The following is an 18,173-nucleotide window of genomic DNA, read 5'->3' as shown; positions in this document are numbered from 1 at the left end:
AGCGCTTCAACCAACCGATTGACGAAGACTTAAAGGCGCCCTTAGTTTTAATTGTTGTATCAGATCATAAAGATGATGGATATTTAGACTTACTTTAGCACGAGTACAGGCAACGTAAAGTAATCTTAACTCTTCATCACTAATCTTGTGCTCTAAGCCATTAATTTTAAATTGATAGTCATCTTCAATATGAACGCGATTCCATTCTAGCCCTTTCGCTTTATGAGCTGTGGAGATGACATAATCAGCTTGCTCAAGTGGAGTAATCTTTGCAAGTGCTTTTTTTAGCGGGTCAGTGCCGTGATCATCAACCAGTTTAACCAATGGTTTAATGTCACTTCCTTCATTGGTTTCACAGTACTCATGTACATCATGCCATGAGTTAAACCATGCCAATTCAGGAACGTCAGTAACTCGTTTTCCTTGCTTTAAGAGACTTGCGGCGTCTACAAAACGGTTTAGTTTTTGATGATCCGCCTGCAAACTCACTTTATCGCCGTGAACTAAGCCTGCCAGTAAAAGCTCCATTGCACGAGCATTGGTGCGGCATAAAATTGCATCACGCATTTTGGTATGTGGTTTATTCACTACACTTGATTTCTGGTTTGGATTACCAAGCAAGGGAACAGTTTCATTTAAACCACCAAGCAGTGCATTGGCTACATCAGCAATTGTTTCACCAAAACGAAAAGAAGTGGTTAATCGAGATTCCGGCAAGGGCAATTGTTGCATGGCATTAATTGCACCACGCCAAGCATAGATTTGTTGATGTGCATCACCGACATAAATAACTTGAGTATTTTTTTGGCGAAGCAGAATGCCTAGCATTAGTGGATCAGCATCTTGTGCTTCATCAAACAACACATAGTCAGTAGGAATGTTTGGCTCAGACAATGCCCAAAGTTTGAGGTAAATATCATGTCCAATACCAGCTTGATGGTTTTGGTCAATCGATTCTAACCAACGTCGTTCCACAGCAGGATAAAGGTGATTTTGTAATTCGATAATATCGTCTGGATGCAACCAGTTAGGTGCCTGAATATGTCGAGGTGCCGGATATTGAGAACTCGTTGAACAGAAATAGCTGACTGCATTTGCTACAAGACTCGCTAGACGGCTTGGCATTAAGACATATTTCTCGTAACGCCCACCCATCATACGTCGTAGCGTAATAGGTTCTAGTCGATATTCTTTAGCAATAAAACTTGGACTTAGTCGCGGTAGACGTAATTTATCAGTCACACCGCGCGGCACGCTACGAAAAGCAAGCGAGTGAAAAGTACGACAGTCCACATTACGATGAAATTTGTTTTGTGCTTCGCCTGCAATGGCTTTGTTAAATGCTAGATACATACCACGCCGTTCAGGCATGGCATCGCTAATCATTTGTAGAGTGGTGGTTTTACCTGTGCCAGCATAGGCAATCACTTTAAATGACTGCCCAAGACGTGCGTTATCTATGGCAATGGCTTGCTCATAGGTGGCTTTAGGTTTTTCAATATTCGACACTGAGTGATTTTAAACCTTGTTGCGGTTAGCTTTTTCAACTAAACCAGATAAACCCTGACGACGAGCTAATTCGTCAATAATAAGTTGTGGATTAAGATCGAAATAACCCAACATCACAATAGTATGGAACCACAAATCTGCTGTTTCATAAACGAGATCGTTTAAGTGAGCTTCTGAATCCTGTGCGGCAAAATCTTTAGCAGCAATAATGGCTTCTACACTTTCTTCACCCACTTTTTCTAAGATTTTATTGATGCCTTTTTTGTAGAGGCTTGCAACATATGAAGTATCTGCTTCAGCTTGCTTACGCTCTTGCATCAATTGTCCTAAGTGAGCAAGTACATCAACTTGTTCAGTAGTGTGAGCATGATCGTGGCTTTCAGTTTTAGCTTTCTCACCATAAATTGCAGTAGGGTCTTTTAATTGTGCATCAACAATTTCCCAGCCCTGTGGTGTGAGTTTACGATAGAAACAAGACTCACGGCCTGTATGGCATGCAATACCACCGTGTTGTTCAATTTGTAGAATAATTACGTCCGCGTCACAGTCCAGACGAATTTCATAAACTGTTTGAAAATGGCCTGACTCTTCACCCTTGTGCCAAAGTTTTTGGCGAGAGCGAGAGAAATAAACAGCCTGATTTTTTTCTGCTGTGAGCGCAAGTGCTTCACGGTTCATCCACGCCACCATCAAAATACGTCCGGTTTGATGATGTTGAGCAATGGCAGGGATAAGACCTTGTTCGTTAAATTTTACTTCATCGAGCCATTGCGTGTTATTCATGAGGAATCACCAAAGAAATATGAACTATAAATTGATTTCAATCAGATGCTAAAAAATAGCTTGTATAGTGTACGGCATCAATGTCGCTTTGCGGAAAAATTCTTTGCGCTTTTTGTCTTTGTCATAGTAATGAACATCTTGTAATGCTTACCAGTCAGTATCTTATTCAAGTGGCTAAGACGTGAGAATATTTGAAATCTCAATCAAATTTTGATCTGGATCGCGAATATAAACTGAAAGAATAGGATGCATTGCACCCGTACGTTCAACGGGGCCTTCCTCAATTGTAATATTTAATTGATTAAGATGCGCAATCACTTCTGAAATAGGAGTTTCTGAAATAAAACACAGGTCGGCAGATCCGGGTGTTGGCTGTAATGCCTTAGGTTCAAACTCGTTACCTTGCTGGTGTAAATTTATTTTTTGATTTCCAAACTTTAGAGCCTTTCTATCACCTTTAAAAATGATGACTTCAAACCCTAATACGGTTTGATAGAAATTACAGGTAGTTTCAATATTTGAGACGGTTAAAACAAGATGATCAAGATGGCTAATTTTCATGTGTTACTCATTATCATTTGGTGGGGTTAATAGTCGGACAAAGATTTGCTTTTTACATTAAAAGCATGGCTTTCTTTAGGCGTTTGAGCCACTCGATCATAATCAATTTGCTGAAATGGACCAGTCTTTAAGCCTGAAATCGTGATTGCCATTTCCTTTCGAAAATAGGGGATTTGATACATCCAAGGGAAAACAAGATCTCTTAGACCTCCAACCCACCCATGGTCAGATTGATAAAGTGGTGTTAATAGTCGACTGAGAAATTGATAAAACTGAGTAGATGAACGGCGAAGTTGATGATAGTGCTGCCAGAGCAGGGGCCAGTCAATCTTTTGATTCTTTTGGGCATGTTGCAATGATTGAGAAAAAGCCCAAGCATCCAATAATGCCATATTTGCGCCTTGCCCCAACTGTGGACTCATCGCGTGAGCGGCATCGCCAATCACTCCAATTCGGCCTTGACCAAATTGAGTCATAACTACATCACGGTAGTTTGCAGATAGCCATTTAGGCTGAGTTTGACTGTCGTATAAAATCTCTTTTAGCCATTCTGCAACTTTGGGCCAACGCTCTGACACTTGCTTTAACCAAGTTTGTTTAGCTTGTTCATCTTGCAGAAAGCTTTGTAATTGCGGGGTGGGTAAGCTCCAGAAGATACTCGAAAGGCGTTGTTGCGGGTTTGTTGGAATTGCTCCTGTAGGAAGAATTCCCATCATGATTTTCGAGCGATCATAAAATTGATGCAGAATTTCAGAATCCAGTACTTGGCACTCAGGTACGATACTCCACGCTGCACCCCAAGGGTAGGCTTGATCAACCTTTACCCATGCTTTGGGGCGTAATTGGCTACGAGCCCCATTCGCAATAAGGACAGAGTCAAACCGAGCATCAAACTTTTGATTTTGATGAGTTCCGAATAGTCGAACTTCATCATTATGTTCTTCAAAACTCTCAACAGAATGGTTCATACACCAAGTAATTTGGCTCGAATACTCACTAAGCTTTTGGGTCAGTACATGACATAAAGTGGCTCGGTGTATACCTAAACCATAGAGATTTGTGGATGCTTCATGATAGTGGCTATTGACTAAAAGACGCTTGTTGGGAAGTTGCCCCTCTAAGCCTGTTACTTTTGCTCCTAATGGCAGCGCTTTATCGAGCATACCTAAATGTTCAAATACTGCTAAACCTGCTGGTTGTAGTAATAAGCCCGCACCTACTGGAGATAACTCATCAACTTGTTCAAAAATAGTAACGTTATTGCCTTCACGGGCGAGCAAAATCGCAGTGGCTAAACCTGCGGTACCAGCACCGATAATCGCAAAATGAGGTGTTTTCATTGTTTGTTCTTTTGATGCATTTATAGATTAAATTTAGCAATCAACGAATAGCTGATCTATAATTTTTTTGAAAATTAAAGTTTTCACATAAAAAAATCCCTTGCGCGGGCAAGGGATTTTAAACTTATTTCAATATACGCCAAAGCGCTAATAAACTGCTTAGCACAATTAAAATAATAGAAACAAACCAAGGACTAATAATCGCGATGGTGAGTAAAATCAGCATGCTACTACCAAACATCCAACTGCGGCGTTGTTGATGTTCCATTTGCAAACGAAGTTGCTGCATTTCGCGTAACTGACGGTCTTGCCAAGCAGACTGATTTTTTAAACCATTTAAACTATCAACAATTAAGCTTGGGAAATCTTGAGCACCTAAAAGCAGGTCAGGTAGTTGCTGTCCTAACTCTTTTATATTTTTGACTGGGTTCATATTGGCTTTGACCCATTCAGTCAAAATTGGTTTTGCCAATTTCCAAATGTCGAGCTGCGGATAAAGATCGGTCCCTAAGCCTTCGACATGCACTAAAGTCTTTAGCAACAACATGAGTTGTGGTGGAATCTCTAAATGGAAGCGACGGGCAATATCCATCACTTGAATCAAGATGCCAGCAAAATCAAGTTGATCCATTGGTTTAGACACCATTGGCCCAACCGTGCGACGCATTTCACGCGATAGCGCATCTTGGTCTGTACCCGGTGGAATCCAGCCAGCTTGATGCACAATTTGAATGAGTTGCATAAAGTTGCTGTTCATTACAGCAAGCAACATGCGGGCAATGGTCATCTGGTCATGCTTAGATAACTCACCCATAATTGCACAGTCGAGTGCAATAAAGCGTGGATTGCTTGGGTTAATTGTTTCTACAAAGACATTGCCGGGGTGCATGTCGGCATGGAAAAAGTTATCGCGGAATACTTGTGTGAAGAAAATGGTTAAACCTTTTTCAGCAAGTTGTGCGCGGTCCATACCTAGACGGTCAAAGGTTGCCGTATCTGAAATAGGTACACCTGTAATGCGCTCTGCCACCATGACATCTTTGGTGTCCATGTAGACTTCAGGCACGTACATCATGGTTGAGCCAGTAAAATAATGGCGCATACGACGGGTATTGTCTGCTTCGATACTCAAGTCCAGCTCATTTAAAATAATCTGGCGGTAGTCTTGAATAATTTCAGAGAGATGTAAGGCACGAGCAGCTTCAAGGCGACTTTCTAATGTGTTGCCTAACCATGCCAAAATCTCAAAGTCTTGCAAAATTTGGTTGCGAATGTCGGGGCGAGTCACTTTTACAACAACTTCTCGACCGTCGTGCAAAGCAGCAGTATGAACTTGCGCAATTGAAGCAGCAGCTAATGGCTGGTCATCAAATCGTGCAAACAAGGTATTTACGTCAGCTTTTAATGATTCTTGAATACGTTGTTTGGCAACATTGCTATCAAAAGGTTTTACTTGATCTTGAAGTAAGACCAATTGAGCGAGTATTTCAGGTGGAATCAAATCACGTCGAGTTGACAGTAATTGTCCAAGCTTAATTGCAAGCGGCCCCATCTCTTCTAAAGCTTCTTTGAGCTTTAAAGGATTTTTACGTTCGCGACTAGACCATGCAGCTGGGTGCATTTTAATAACACTTAATGCACGTTGAGCTTTAACTGGTAATTCATCCGCAGGGAACAACGTATCGAGTCTATAGTGCGCTGCAATACGCCAAAGTTCGAGTAAACGTGAAACGTGCGGAATCATATACAGTCTTACCTAGTCTTGAGAGGGTTGTAGTTGTGTGTTGAGTTGCTGCAATCTTGCTTCTAGACGGTCAATGTCTTGATTAAGCTTGCGAGTTGCTTGAGTTAAATCGTCCATTTCCCAACGAGGGGCAAATAGACCACTATCTTCTTTTAATGCGTCTTCTGCAAAAAATAGATGACTTTGAAGAGAGCGTTTTAAATGTTTAGGTGCAAGTTGAATCTTGCCAATTTCGTGGGCGAGTTGAGGGCCTACCCATCTTGATAAATGTGCAGCTAAATCTGGTTCAGCTTGCTGCATAATCTTTTGAATATCCTGTAGCAGGTGGTAATCACCTTGCAATGGAATATTGCCAATATGATCTGGATCGCTGACCAATAATTTAATCAGTTCGATAACATCTTTAACATGCAAAGTTGCTGTTGCTTCAGAAATTTTGAATTGCGCATCAAAAGGGCGTTGTTCAAAAATAGAAGGCTTTTCACTGTGCCCTGTTGCAGTAGGTTCAAGACGTACTTTTTCTTGGTCAAAGAATACATCGACAGAAAGCTGCGGGCTATCAATCACAACACGCAACATTTTGCCCTGTAACTGATTAAGCTGAATGCGTGTAACCGCATCCAGATCGATCAGATGATGAATGATACGTTCGACTGCACCGAGTGCCAGAATCGACCACATATCGTTATCCCTTACAGTTTAAAGCCACGGTGAACAGCAACGATACCAGCAGTAAGGTTGTGATAGTCACAGTTCTGGAAGCCAGCATTTTCCATCATACCTTTTAAGGTGCGTTGGTCTGGATGCATACGAATTGATTCAGCCAAATATTTATAACTTTCTGAGTCATTCGCAACCAATTTACCCATAATCGGTAAAGCAGTGAATGAATAGAGGTCATAAAGTTTTGAGAATGGCTCAAATACAGGCTTAGAAAATTCGAGAATAAGTAAACGACCACCTGGCTTCAACACACGGAACATAGACGCAAGCGCTGCATCTTTATCCGTCACGTTACGTAAACCAAAGCTAATGGTGAGTAAGTCAAAGCTATTGTCTGCAAAAGGCTCTAATGTTTCTGCATTGGCAAGTACGAAGTCAACATTGGTACAGCCTGCATCAATGAGGCGGTCGCGACCAACATTAAGCATAGATTCGTTAATGTCTGAAAGAACGACATGGCCTTGAGGACCAACTTCACGGCTAAATACTTTTGCTAAGTCGCCTGTACCACCAGCAATATCTAACACGTGTTGACCACGGCGTACGCCAGACATGTTAATTGCGAAGCGTTTCCATAGGCGGTGAATACCAAATGACATAAGGTCATTCATCAAGTCATATTTGCTTGCAACCGAGTGGAATACTTCAGCAACTTTTTGAGCTTTATCTTCAGTTTTAACAGTCGAGAAACCAAAGTGTGTGGTTTCTCCCACGTTACCAGTATTACTAGCACCACGTGGTAAATTATATTTTGGTACAGAACCGTTAACCGGTGTATCAGTTAAGGTTTGCTGTAAAGTTTGTTGTTGCCCTTGAGGGGTACCTTGCGGTAAAGGTGAGCTTAGGAATGGGCTAACTTTGTCTGAACTTTGTGCCTGCTCAGTTGGAGATGTTGGCTTTTGGTTTTCGTTAGACATATTGTCTCTCCTAGACTCAAACTCAAGTGAAACGGAATAAGTTCTGCATGATGACAGATTTTGTCTATTTTTACAGGCATCATCATGCAAATATAATGAATAAAATCTCAACTTCGTAAGGTTGATTTTTTCTCTGTGCCGACCTTATCACACTCTAAACGGATTCGGATGCCCAGAATGTACATTTTCAATAATCTGGCGTTCTTTTTCAGTAAAAGTCTTGATAAAGTTCTCGGCTGATTTTAACGGCTTCATCGCACTAAAACCATCTTGAATAAAATCATACATCAATTCAAAGTGATATTTTTGGGCAATGCCTTTACACATTTTAAAAGCCGTAAACATCATAAATGAACGCATATATTTATCGAGAGCCGTACCCAAATCATCAAGAAGGGCAAGTTGTTGATAACGAGCTTCTGCCTGATCAAGTTTAGTTAGCGTTAAGCGCATAATCTCATCGGTTAACACTGTATCTGCTGGATAGTCCTCAAGAAGCTGTATCGCTACTTGTTCATCAAGTTGAGTGGCAAGTACAGCCAAACTTACCGATTTAGTTCCGGTTTTAATAGCATTCTCAGGCAAGACTTTTTCGGCTTTATGGGCATATTTTAATAGGCGTTCAATTTGTGCTGCAAGGGCATCAAACTCTGGACCACCATATAAACGATTTAAAAAGTACTGTGCCATGAGTTTATGTTCAGGCAAATTAAAAAAGTCGTGATGCGTATCTTTCATCCGTTCTTTTAACCATGTTTGTACATCTTCCAAACGTTGAGCAAGCACTGGATTATCGTGATAATTAAATGTTTTATATTGTTGTAAAAGTTCGTCAAAAGCAGCGAGTTTAGACATGTAAGACTCTAATATTGGGCTATTTGCAAAAAATCATAAGAGGCATTGTAACCTTGTACTATGGCGAGAAGATGTAAAAAAAATGATTCATGCGTCAATTTCTAGATGAAATTTGGTCGCAATGACATAATTTGTATAGCAATTCATCATTTAACCGCATAAGTTAAAGATCATCGAAATTAAACAATAAAATATTAGAGCCGTGGATTATGAGTGAACAACAACCAAAATTTGAAATTCGAGATGAAGAACAGCTTTCTGTCGATTTGATTGAAGCACAATATGCTTTAAAAGAAAGTCGTGGAAAGCCCAATGCTAAAAGCACGCTGATTTTAATGAGTGGTATTGAATTGGCAGGGAAAGGGGAAGCAGTTAAGCAGCTTCGTGAGTGGTTAGACCCTAGATATTTGCGAGTAAAAGCAGATGCACCCCGTGTGCTGACAGATACAGAAGCATTTTGGCAATCTTATTCGGAGTTTATTCCTACCGAAGGTCAAATCGTGGTGATGTTTGGCAATTGGTATAGCGATTTGCTCGTCACAGCAACGCATGTGTCTGAACCTTTAGATGAAGCGCGATTTGATGAATATGTTGAAAATATGCGGGCATTTGAGCAAGATTTGAAAAATAACTATGTCGATGTGGTTAAAGTCTGGTTCGATCTTTCATGGAAATCACTACAAAAACGTTTAGACAAAATTGATCCGTCAGAGCAACACTGGCATAAGCTTCACGGCTTAGACTGGCGTAATAAAAAACAATATGACACTTTGCAAAAGTTACGCCGTCGCTTTACCGACGATTGGTACATTATTGATGGCGAAGATGAAAAGCAGCGTGATCAGTTTTTTGCTCAGTATCTTTTACAACACATGCGCCAACTTCCTGATCATGAAACCGAAGTCAAAGGGAAATGGCAGCAGTCAAAAATTCCAGAGAGTTTATTAAAACCTTCTAATGAACCCCTTGAAAAAGCCGAATATAAAAAAGAGCTCGATAAACTAAGCAAAAAAATTGCTGATGCCATGCGTTTCGATAAACGTAATGTCGTCATTGCTTTTGAGGGAATGGATGCTGCTGGTAAAGGGGGTGCAATTAAGCGAATTGTTAAAAACCTAGACCCGCGTGAATATGATATTCACTGTATTGGAGCACCAGAACGCTTTGAAGCACGACACCCTTACTTATGGCGCTTTTGGAACCGTATTAATGAAGCCGAGAAAATCACGATCTTTGATCGGACATGGTATGGGCGTGTACTTGTTGAACGTGTTGAAGGTTTTGCTTCACCTTTAGAGTGGCAGCGTGCCTATGACGAAATTAATCGTTTTGAAAAAGATTTATTTGATAGTCAAACGATTGTAGTAAAAATTTGGCTTGCGATTAGCAAAGATGAGCAAGAACAGCGCTTTAAGGCCAGAGAAGAGACACCGCATAAACGTTTTAAAATTACCGCGGAAGATTGGCGTAATCGTGATAAGTGGGACGATTATTTAAAAGCGGCAGCAGATATGTTTGAGCGAACCAGTACTGATTACGCCCCTTGGTATATTGTTGCAACTGATGATAAATATACGGCACGTCTAGAAGTATTAAGGGCGGTTTTAAAACAGCTGAGAGCAGATTAAGCTCTCAGCCATAAGACATAGATTAATTTACAATAGTGGTACGGCTTTTTTGCTGAATACGTTTTGCAAGATTGTAACTGTCAGTAAGATGAGTTTCTGCTATTTTTTTCATCATGAAATAGCCTAAACTAGCTGCTACAATTTGTCCGCCCAGCGGTATAAATTTAGTCACTTGTTTCGTTACGATTTTGCCAAAAAAACCATTAAATGTTTTTTTAACGGTAGTACGTGCCACCACAAAGCCTGAAAATTCAAAACCACGTTTACGTAACTCATCCCAGTGAATTGTTTTAGTTTTTGGGTCGTAAACACTTACGTGTTCAGGTGCTAAAGTAAAACGGGAATTGATATCTGGGATCAGGTGCGACAAAATTCCCAAATCTATAACCACGTCAAAAAAAGGAATCGGTACAATCGCCGCTCCTGCTGAGACGTAAGCTCTTTTTTTGATGAGATCATGGCACTCATCGCGAATTTGTTCCAGATTTAGGCTAGGATCAATATAGTCAGGAATCTTGTCAATTTTCATAATGTCTACCTGTATAAATTTCTTGATGGCGTCATTCAAACCAAGTGTAAGTGACACCTGAAGTTAAATTATGCTGTGTTTAAACCAACGTGACATAGTCAGATTCAGTTGTATAGTAATGAATGTTTATGATTTTGTGCATAAATTATGCAAGTAGGAAATGAAATAAATGGGGATTCATGTTATTCAAAGTCAACGTATTGATGTGTTGTTGCAAGGTGTATTGGCGTCTACATCTCAAGCTTCAACGCATCCATTACAGGTTTTGAAAACCCAGCATTTTATTGTTCCAAGTCCTGCGGTTGAACAGTGGCTGATACAAAAACTTGCAGAACAGCAGGGCATAAGTGCCAATTACCAGTTTCACCAACGAGTACGTGGCTTTCAGTGGTATGCCTACCAGCAAGTTTTAACTGCGCATAAAGATCAAGTCCGAAAAGCGAACATCCCACGTTTGATTTTTAAATGGCGGGTTCATCAGGCTTTGTATGAATTTATACAACCTGACACAATCGGTATAGACAATTCACATCCTCTACATTCTATTGTTCAGCGCATTTATGACAGCGCAGATCGACTCGAACACGGCATCGATAAACAATTAAAAAAACAAAAAATGCTGTATTGGGTCGCTGAGCAGGTTGCTGATTTATTTAGCAACTATATGATTTATCGTGGACAGTGCCAGCGTGGTTGTGAAAATAGTTGTACCTGTCCAGAAAACTGGTTAGCTGCTTGGGGGCAAGGCCGAGCGCTCGATATTGAAAAATATATTGTGCGAAAAGACGAAGAAGTGACTGCTTTTGCATTGCACCAAACTCAAGAGTTGGAGCGTTGGCAGCGTTGGTTGTGGCAGCAACATTTTCATGATGACTTTGTGCAGATGCAGCAAATTGATGCGTTGTTCTGGCAAGAGTTAGATCATCCGGACCGCAGTAAGCGCGCTATTTCAAGATTACCTAATCAGGTGGTGATTTTTACTTTATTAGATTTACCACCAAGCCAGTTACAGTTCTTGCGCCGTTTAGGCCAATATATTGATGTATTGATTTTGCACTATAACCCTTCACAAGAATATTGGGCTGATAGTGTCGATCCATTGTGGAAGCAGCGTTATGACCTAGGAGTAAAAGAGCGTTTTATTGCAAAAAATCCAAAGGCTACAGATGCTGAAATTAGTGATTTTTTTAATAAATTTACACTCAATTTTAATGCTGAAGCGCGTGAGTCCAGACATCCGCTTTTAACCAGATTGGGTAAACAAGCCCGCGACCACTTTTCGCTATTATCCAATTTGTCTACGGGCGAAGAAGGTAAGTGGGTTGATGCTTTTGTGGATGATTTCCCTGAAAGTTTACTCGGTAAAGTTCAGTCAGATATTTTACATTTAGTGGAACCCCAAGCTAAACAATATGAGCTTGCCTCAGATGATGACTCTATTCAAATTCATGTTTGCCATTCGACTTTACGTCAACTTGAAGTATTAAAAGAGCAATTGATTGGTTGGTTGGCTAAACCGCATGAGCAGCCGCGCCGTCCAAATGATATTTTAGTTTTAGTTCCTAATTTGGCCGATATAGAGCCTCTAATTCGAAGTGTATTTCCTGCTATGGCCACAGAGCAAGGTGTGCATTTGCCTGTGAAAATCGCAGGTGTTGCATCACTTGATGCACTGAATGCATGGCGCGCCGTGATTGGGCGTATTCAGTTGATGCAGGGGCGTTTTAGCTTTGATGATTTTGCTGACTGGTTAAGTTTGTATGCGACTCAGCAACGTTACGAACTTGAATATGTTCAGGTTGAGCGAATTTTAAATTTACTCGCCGATGCAGGCTTTAAACGAGGGCTTGATGCAGAGCATCTCAAGCGCAGTTTGTGTGAAGGGGATGACGATTATCGATATAGCTTTAAATTTGCTTTAGAGCGATTGGCCCTTGGCATTGCCGTGCCTGTGCATGCGACATTTAATCAGGTGTTGAGTTATGCCAAAGTTCAACCGAGTGATTTTGAGCTGGTTGGTACACTCATTCAGATTTATCAAGATTTGAATGAGCGCCGTGATTGGTTAACGCTGCATGAACAGGGGAAAGTCTACACGGTTGAATATTGGCTACAGGTGTTGGGCAAAGATATTGTTGAATTTGAGCAGGTCGGTGTGGCTGCTTTAAAAGCCGTTCGGGAAATTGTTAAAAAACAAGAACGAATGTTAACGCTCGCAAGTTATTACGCAGAGACAGAAACAGGAACTTTGCGCAAAATTACCTTACCTCTGCCTTACATTATTGAAGAAATTCAACGGACATTAGAAAGCCAAAGTGCACAAGCTGAACCGACAGGACAGATTACCTTTGCCCAAATTGGACATATTCGGCCGTTACCCTATCGCTTAATGGTCATGCTAAATCTTGATGCAGGGCAATTTCCAAACCGTGATACCCATGTTCCATTTGATTTAATGGATGCACTGCGTCAGCAGTTAGGTGACCGCTCTCGTCTTGAAGATGATCAAGGTGCTTTTTTAGATGCTTTATTATTAGCCCAAGACAATTTATGGCTGTTTTATAACGGGTTTGATGTGAACGATGGTGAGGTGCGAGAACCTTCCAGCATTCTTCAAGAGTTCCGTGAACACCTTGCCTTGATTGTGAAAGCTGAAGACGATGTACCTGAGAACGTAGATGTGGAAGGGATTGAGATTCCATCACAGTTAATACAACTCTATCACCTACATGATTTACAGCCCTTCGACCGGAAAGGTTTTACTGTAGAAAAAAGTGTGATCCGTTACCAAGATCACTGGTTTAAGGTTGCTTCACAAATTCAGCAAGTCTCAGGAAACCGTCAACCTTGGGCGAATACGACCTATCCGCTGCAAGCCCCTGATATGCTGGTTTTAGAGAGCCAGCAGTGGATACAAGATGTGACGTTCCCTGCACGGTTATATTTGAAAACTTTAGGAGTAGAAAACTTAGGAAGTGTCGGAGTGCTCGACCAAAATGAACCTTTATTGTTAGATGGTTTAGGGCGCTATGCGATTCGACATTTTTTACAACAATTTGAACAGCACGCACAACCTGAAGTATTAATTGATCAGTTGCCTGTAGGCAAAGTCAAATACAGCGCATGGCAACAAGGTGTGTTTGAGCAAGAATGTTTGCTTGAACGCCTTCATCAATATGCACCATCAGTGACACAAACGACTCAGCGTGTTTGGCGCATTGCTAAGCAGCTTCACATGAATATTACTGTTCCAAAGTCTGAAACTCAGGATTGGGTGAGTATGGAGCCTTCAAGTGCCCGAGCAAAAAGACGCGCGAAAGTCTGGTTGGAACACTTACTTTGGTTAGCTTATTTGAATGAGGGAAGTGCAGGAGCTGAAAAACGTCGTATTGTGGTTTTTAGCGATCAAACAGTGATTTGTAGTGGTGTTAGTTCTGAGCAAGCTCGGCAATATTTACAGCCATGGTTTAAAATCTGGCGTCATGCACAGCAACAACCATTGGTTCTACCAGCAGCCTTATTATTAAAGCCATTAGAAAAAGCCAAAGCATATCAGTGGGAAACAACAAATCAGGCAGAAAAAGCAAAACTGGATGAGAAGAGCTACACTGAGCTGTTAAAATACTGGAATGAAACAGGGTCATTTACCACAATGGATATGACTCAAAATGAAGCTTGCAAGTTGCATCGAGACTGGAGCTTTATTTTACAAGAACAAGATGCGCAAGCTTTGCTTCAACATGCTTGTGATGAGTTTGCGTATGATCTGTATCATCCGGTTTTTCAATTTCAACATTCGGAGTAAGACATGAACTCAAGAGTACAGGTGTCTTATCAACCTATTATTGATATTGAATTTAGTGGCTTACACTTAATTGAGGCTTCGGCAGGTACAGGAAAAACCTATACCTTATCAAGTTTGATGGTCCGTATCTTTCTTGAAAAGTATTTGCCTAGACAAGTGATTGCGACCACGTTTACCCGTGCTGCCGCTGCTGAGTTAAAAAGCCGTATTCGTGCCCGTTTGGTCGAAACGTATCGTTACTTAGAGACCAAGCGCAGTTTTACAGAACACGAATTGCTTACGCAGGCCGAGCAAGAACCTGACTTATTACTCCAACATATTTTAAAAAGCTTTGCGACGCGTATTGCCTATGCGTGTGAACGTTTAAAACTGGTCATCGATCAGTTAGACGAGTTATTTGTCGGGACACTCGATAGCTTTAGCCAAAAACTGTTACGTGAGTTTGCTTTTGAGAGTGGCAAAATTGAACGTGCTCAAATTACCGATGATGCCAAAACTTATAGCCGACAACTGATTCATGATGTTTTGCGTGAATGGATACAGGCTCAACCTCAGACTGTGATTGATGCCTTATATCTGGCAGGTGAACTTAAAAGTGTCGATAGTTTTGTCAAACTGGTCGAAGACTCACTTAATTTTAGTTCGGCTCATTTTAAGCTTCCTGAAAAGCCAACGATTCAGTTTGAACAACTTGCTCAGCTCAAACAGTTGGCAACAGAAATTGACTTAAGCCTTTTAGAGAACTATTACCAGCTTGATGGCGAACACTATAAGCATGTGAGCGGCACAATCTTTCGTAATGGGGCGTTTAACAAATTATTTAGCGAGTGTTTACCGCAGCTTTTGCAAGTTCTAACGCAAAGCGACAGTATTTTAGTTTTTGATGGGTCTTTGACAGCACAGCGTGAACTTGTTTTTAAGTTTTTAGGTCAACTTGCTGATCAAAAAGTTTTTAAGAAATGTCCTGCTGAAATTTCAGATGGATTCTATCAGCATCCTACAGTTCAGCAGATACAACAATTATTTGGTGTGCTGAAAAACTACGCTGAGCAGTTCGACCAGCTTCATATTTTTTTAAAAGCTTATTTGTGTGTAGAAGTTAAAAAACGTTTGCCGCAGGTTTTACAAAATAAAGGTGAAACTACTTTTTCTCAGCAAATTCGCACACTTTCTGAAGCTTTAAAAGGTGAACAGGGACAGCGTTTCGCAGTGTTTGTGCAGGCGCGTTATCCCTTAATTTTGGTTGATGAATTTCAGGACACTAACCAAGATCAAGACGACATGCTGGCGAGCATTTGGCGCCATCCAGAGCGCTACCAAAAAGGTTGCATGATTATGGTAGGGGACCGTAAACAGGCGATTTATGGTTTTCGTGGTGGGGATATGCTCACCTTTTTAAATGCCTATAAAGATATTCAAACCAAACATGGTCGTGAATATAAGTTAATTCATAACCATCGTTCCGTTGCTGATCTGGTTGAAGTGGTTGATGCCTTATTTCAACGACAAATGGATTTTGGTGAAGAGGTTCAATATGACCCAATTCGAGCGGGAACTCGACCTCATCCTGTACTGATTGAGCACAACAATCATAATCCTCATCCTTTACGCTGGCTCATGCTCAAAGATAAAGAAACAGAGGCTCAGCAAGTTGCTTGGAAGATTCGAGATCTACTCAACCAGTCACATGCTGGAGAGCTATATTTTCAAAAAGATGCTCAGACTCAAACTCTAAACGAAGATGATATTGCGGTATTGTCCCGTAACCATGATGGACTTGATAAAGTTCAATATGAGCTAGAGCGTTTAGGAATTCGGGTTAAGAGGCCCTCAAAAAGAAGTGTTTTCGATTGCACAGTTGCGCAAGACGTTGGTGCTTTGCTGACTGCCATACTTCATCCTTACGATGAGGCAAAAGTGAAGCGAGCTTTAATTAGCCGTCTATTTGCTATGGATTTAAAACAACTCTTGCAGCTTGAGCAGACAGCCGAAGGATTAAGCCAGTTTATGACTGGTTTTGATACCATTAGAGAGTTGTGGTCCGCTCAAGGCTTTTTAGTTGCATGGCAACAATGCTTAATCCAGTTTGATATATGGCAAAATTTGGTCGCTGCCCAAAGTAAAGATAATGAACGGGTTGTGGTGAACTTGCGTCATTTGACTGAAATTTTGAGTCAGCACAGCGAGAAATACTCAGGTGCACAAAACCTCTATCATTGGTATCTCAAACAGTTAGGTTCTCCTCTCGATCGTGATTGGGAGTTAGAGCGTAAATTGTCGAGTGAAGCTGGTGTTCAGCTCATGACAATTCACCAATCAAAAGGACTGGAATTTAAGATTGTTTTCTTATTAAGTGCAGATAAGCCCTTTCGAGAAAACAACAAAACTCTCAATTTTTCGACCCAAGATGTAGTCCAACCAGACTCAAGTCAGACCTTAACTCAACGTGTAGTTGCAATTGCTGATAAGACTTATTTGAATGAAGTTGAACTTAAACAGCACGAAGAACGAGCGCTTGCTGAACAGAATCGTCTTTGGTATGTCTCTTTAACGCGAGCAAGCCACCGCGTCTATGCACTTTTACAAGATAGTGATGGTAAATCAGTATCAGGCCTCGCGTTTTGGAAAAATAGGACTGAGCCTTTTCAGCACCGTTGCTGTACAGATGAAATGGTTTTGGAGCAAATCCCACAGGCAATTCATTTAGCCAAACAAACAAGTATTATTGAAATACAAGCACAACGATTTCCTGAACAACGTTTTTATTCACGTGGTAAAACCAGTTTCAGTTATTTGGCACAGCATTTAAAACATAAGGCTGGCACAGATTTATTGGCCAGTCAGAGCAATGATGTTGTATTAGCAGAAGATGAATTGGACTTAATTAACACTGCTGAAGCAATCAGTGCTCAGCCGATTGACTGGATCAAGAGTAATTTTCCTCGAGGAACGCTTGCCGGTAATTTCTTGCATGAAATATTTGAGCATATCGATTTTCAATGTTTAGATGACTGGGTAAGTGAAATACGTCGTCGTTTTAAAAATGACTATAGTAGTCTTTGGCAAGATTTACTTAATAAATATATAGAGAGCTTCCCAGAGGAAGAAGATGCCGAAAATCTGCTATACCAGTCAGTTGCTGAGTGGTTGAAAGATATTTTGCGAACACCGCTTTATCAAGGTTTCCGACTAAATCAGCTTCAACAAGAGCAGTATTTGTCAGAGTTTCCTTTTTATTTGGCATTGTCAGATCGGGTTTTAGCAATGACACGTATTCAGCAACTCTTTGCTGAGTATGGTTTGAATATGCCTGAATTACTTGAAGCACGTTCAGCACGTTATCTCAATGGCTCTATCGATTTGGTTTATTTTGATGGGCAGCGTTACCACATTGCCGATTATAAAAGTAATTATTTAGGTGATGATCTTGCAGATTATTGTAGCGATAGCATTGCTCAAAGTATGTCTTTAGCAAGTTATTGGCTACAGGCAGGTTTATATCTCGTTGCATTACATCGGTATTTGCAAGTCAAAATGCAGGATTATCAGATTGAGCAACACTTAGGTGGGGCAACTTATCTTTATTTACGTGGCATGAATGGTGAAGCTGGGCAGGGGTATTATTACTGGCAACCTAGCATTGAGTTTATTCTACGTCTTGATGCCATTTTAGGGTATTTTGCTGAGGATAAAATTGCATGAAAAATGCTGATAAAGTATGTAATTTCAATATTAACAAATATTTGGCATGTGGATAAACCTGTCTACAACCATGTGGA

The 18,173-nt window shown here is 40.7% G+C and carries 12 protein-coding genes; 3 read left to right on the top strand and 9 right to left on the bottom strand.

Annotated elements, in window-relative coordinates:
• Positions 1-6: 6 nt before the first annotated feature.
• The 8 genes from MMY79_RS17585 to MMY79_RS17550 all read right to left on the bottom strand — a co-directional run bounded on the left by MMY79_RS17585 (position 7) and on the right by MMY79_RS17550 (position 8,432).
• The gene (locus tag MMY79_RS17585) at positions 7-1,509 is read right to left on the bottom strand and encodes a UvrD-helicase domain-containing protein (protein WP_005301860.1); all 1,503 of its coding nucleotides are present in this window, start codon (positions 1,507-1,509) and stop codon (positions 7-9) included.
• Positions 1,510-1,518: 9 nt separating this feature from the next.
• On the bottom strand, positions 1,519-2,292 hold the full coding sequence (gene hisIE, locus MMY79_RS17580; RefSeq protein WP_252610608.1) for a bifunctional phosphoribosyl-AMP cyclohydrolase/phosphoribosyl-ATP diphosphatase HisIE: 774 nt from the start codon (positions 2,290-2,292) through the stop codon (positions 1,519-1,521).
• A 174-nt stretch (positions 2,293-2,466) separates the two neighbouring features.
• Positions 2,467-2,853: a VOC family protein gene (locus tag MMY79_RS17575; RefSeq protein ID WP_252610606.1), complete on the bottom strand. Its 387-nt coding sequence runs from the start codon at positions 2,851-2,853 to the stop codon at positions 2,467-2,469.
• A gap of 26 nt (positions 2,854-2,879) precedes the next feature.
• Positions 2,880-4,193, bottom strand: coding sequence for an NAD(P)/FAD-dependent oxidoreductase (locus tag MMY79_RS17570; protein WP_252610604.1), 1,314 nt, complete (start codon positions 4,191-4,193; stop codon positions 2,880-2,882).
• A gap of 124 nt (positions 4,194-4,317) precedes the next feature.
• A complete protein-coding gene (locus MMY79_RS17565; protein ID WP_004794982.1) occupies positions 4,318-5,937 on the bottom strand; it encodes an AarF/UbiB family protein in 1,620 nt (539 codons plus the stop codon).
• Positions 5,938-5,949: 12 nt separating this feature from the next.
• Positions 5,950-6,618 carry a hypothetical protein gene (locus MMY79_RS17560; RefSeq protein ID WP_252610602.1) on the bottom strand — a complete coding sequence of 223 codons (669 nt, stop codon included), beginning with the start codon at positions 6,616-6,618 and terminating at the stop codon, positions 5,950-5,952.
• Between the two features lie 11 nt (positions 6,619-6,629).
• Positions 6,630-7,577 (bottom strand): bifunctional demethylmenaquinone methyltransferase/2-methoxy-6-polyprenyl-1,4-benzoquinol methylase UbiE, encoded by a 948-nt coding sequence (gene ubiE, locus MMY79_RS17555; protein WP_016139421.1) that lies wholly within the window; start codon positions 7,575-7,577, stop codon positions 6,630-6,632.
• 147 nt (positions 7,578-7,724) lie between these two features.
• Complete coding sequence (locus tag MMY79_RS17550; RefSeq protein WP_252610601.1) at positions 7,725-8,432, bottom strand: hypothetical protein; 708 nt, start codon at positions 8,430-8,432, stop codon at positions 7,725-7,727.
• Positions 8,433-8,641: 209 nt separating this feature from the next.
• Between MMY79_RS17550 and MMY79_RS17545 the strand changes: the two genes are divergently transcribed.
• Positions 8,642-10,060, top strand: a complete 1,419-nt coding sequence (locus MMY79_RS17545; RefSeq protein ID WP_252610598.1) for a phosphate--AMP phosphotransferase — start codon at positions 8,642-8,644, stop codon at positions 10,058-10,060.
• 22 nt (positions 10,061-10,082) lie between these two features.
• On the opposite strand, the gene MMY79_RS17540 is transcribed toward MMY79_RS17545, so the two are convergent.
• Positions 10,083-10,589 carry a hypothetical protein gene (locus MMY79_RS17540; RefSeq protein ID WP_252610596.1) on the bottom strand — a complete coding sequence of 169 codons (507 nt, stop codon included), beginning with the start codon at positions 10,587-10,589 and terminating at the stop codon, positions 10,083-10,085.
• Positions 10,590-10,758: 169 nt separating this feature from the next.
• Between MMY79_RS17540 and MMY79_RS17535 the strand changes: the two genes are divergently transcribed.
• A complete protein-coding gene (locus MMY79_RS17535) occupies positions 10,759-14,394 on the top strand; it encodes an exodeoxyribonuclease V subunit gamma (RefSeq protein ID WP_252610594.1) in 3,636 nt (1,211 codons plus the stop codon).
• 3 nt (positions 14,395-14,397) lie between these two features.
• Positions 14,398-18,096, top strand: a complete 3,699-nt coding sequence (locus MMY79_RS17530) for a UvrD-helicase domain-containing protein (RefSeq protein ID WP_252610591.1) — start codon at positions 14,398-14,400, stop codon at positions 18,094-18,096.
• Positions 18,097-18,173 lie beyond the last annotated feature (77 nt).

The organism is Acinetobacter sp. XS-4 (assembly GCF_023920705.1).
Lineage (GTDB): Bacteria > Pseudomonadota > Gammaproteobacteria > Pseudomonadales > Moraxellaceae > Acinetobacter.
The sequence above is the reverse complement of the archived record's forward strand: the minus strand, read 5'-3'. Positions and strand labels throughout refer to the sequence as shown.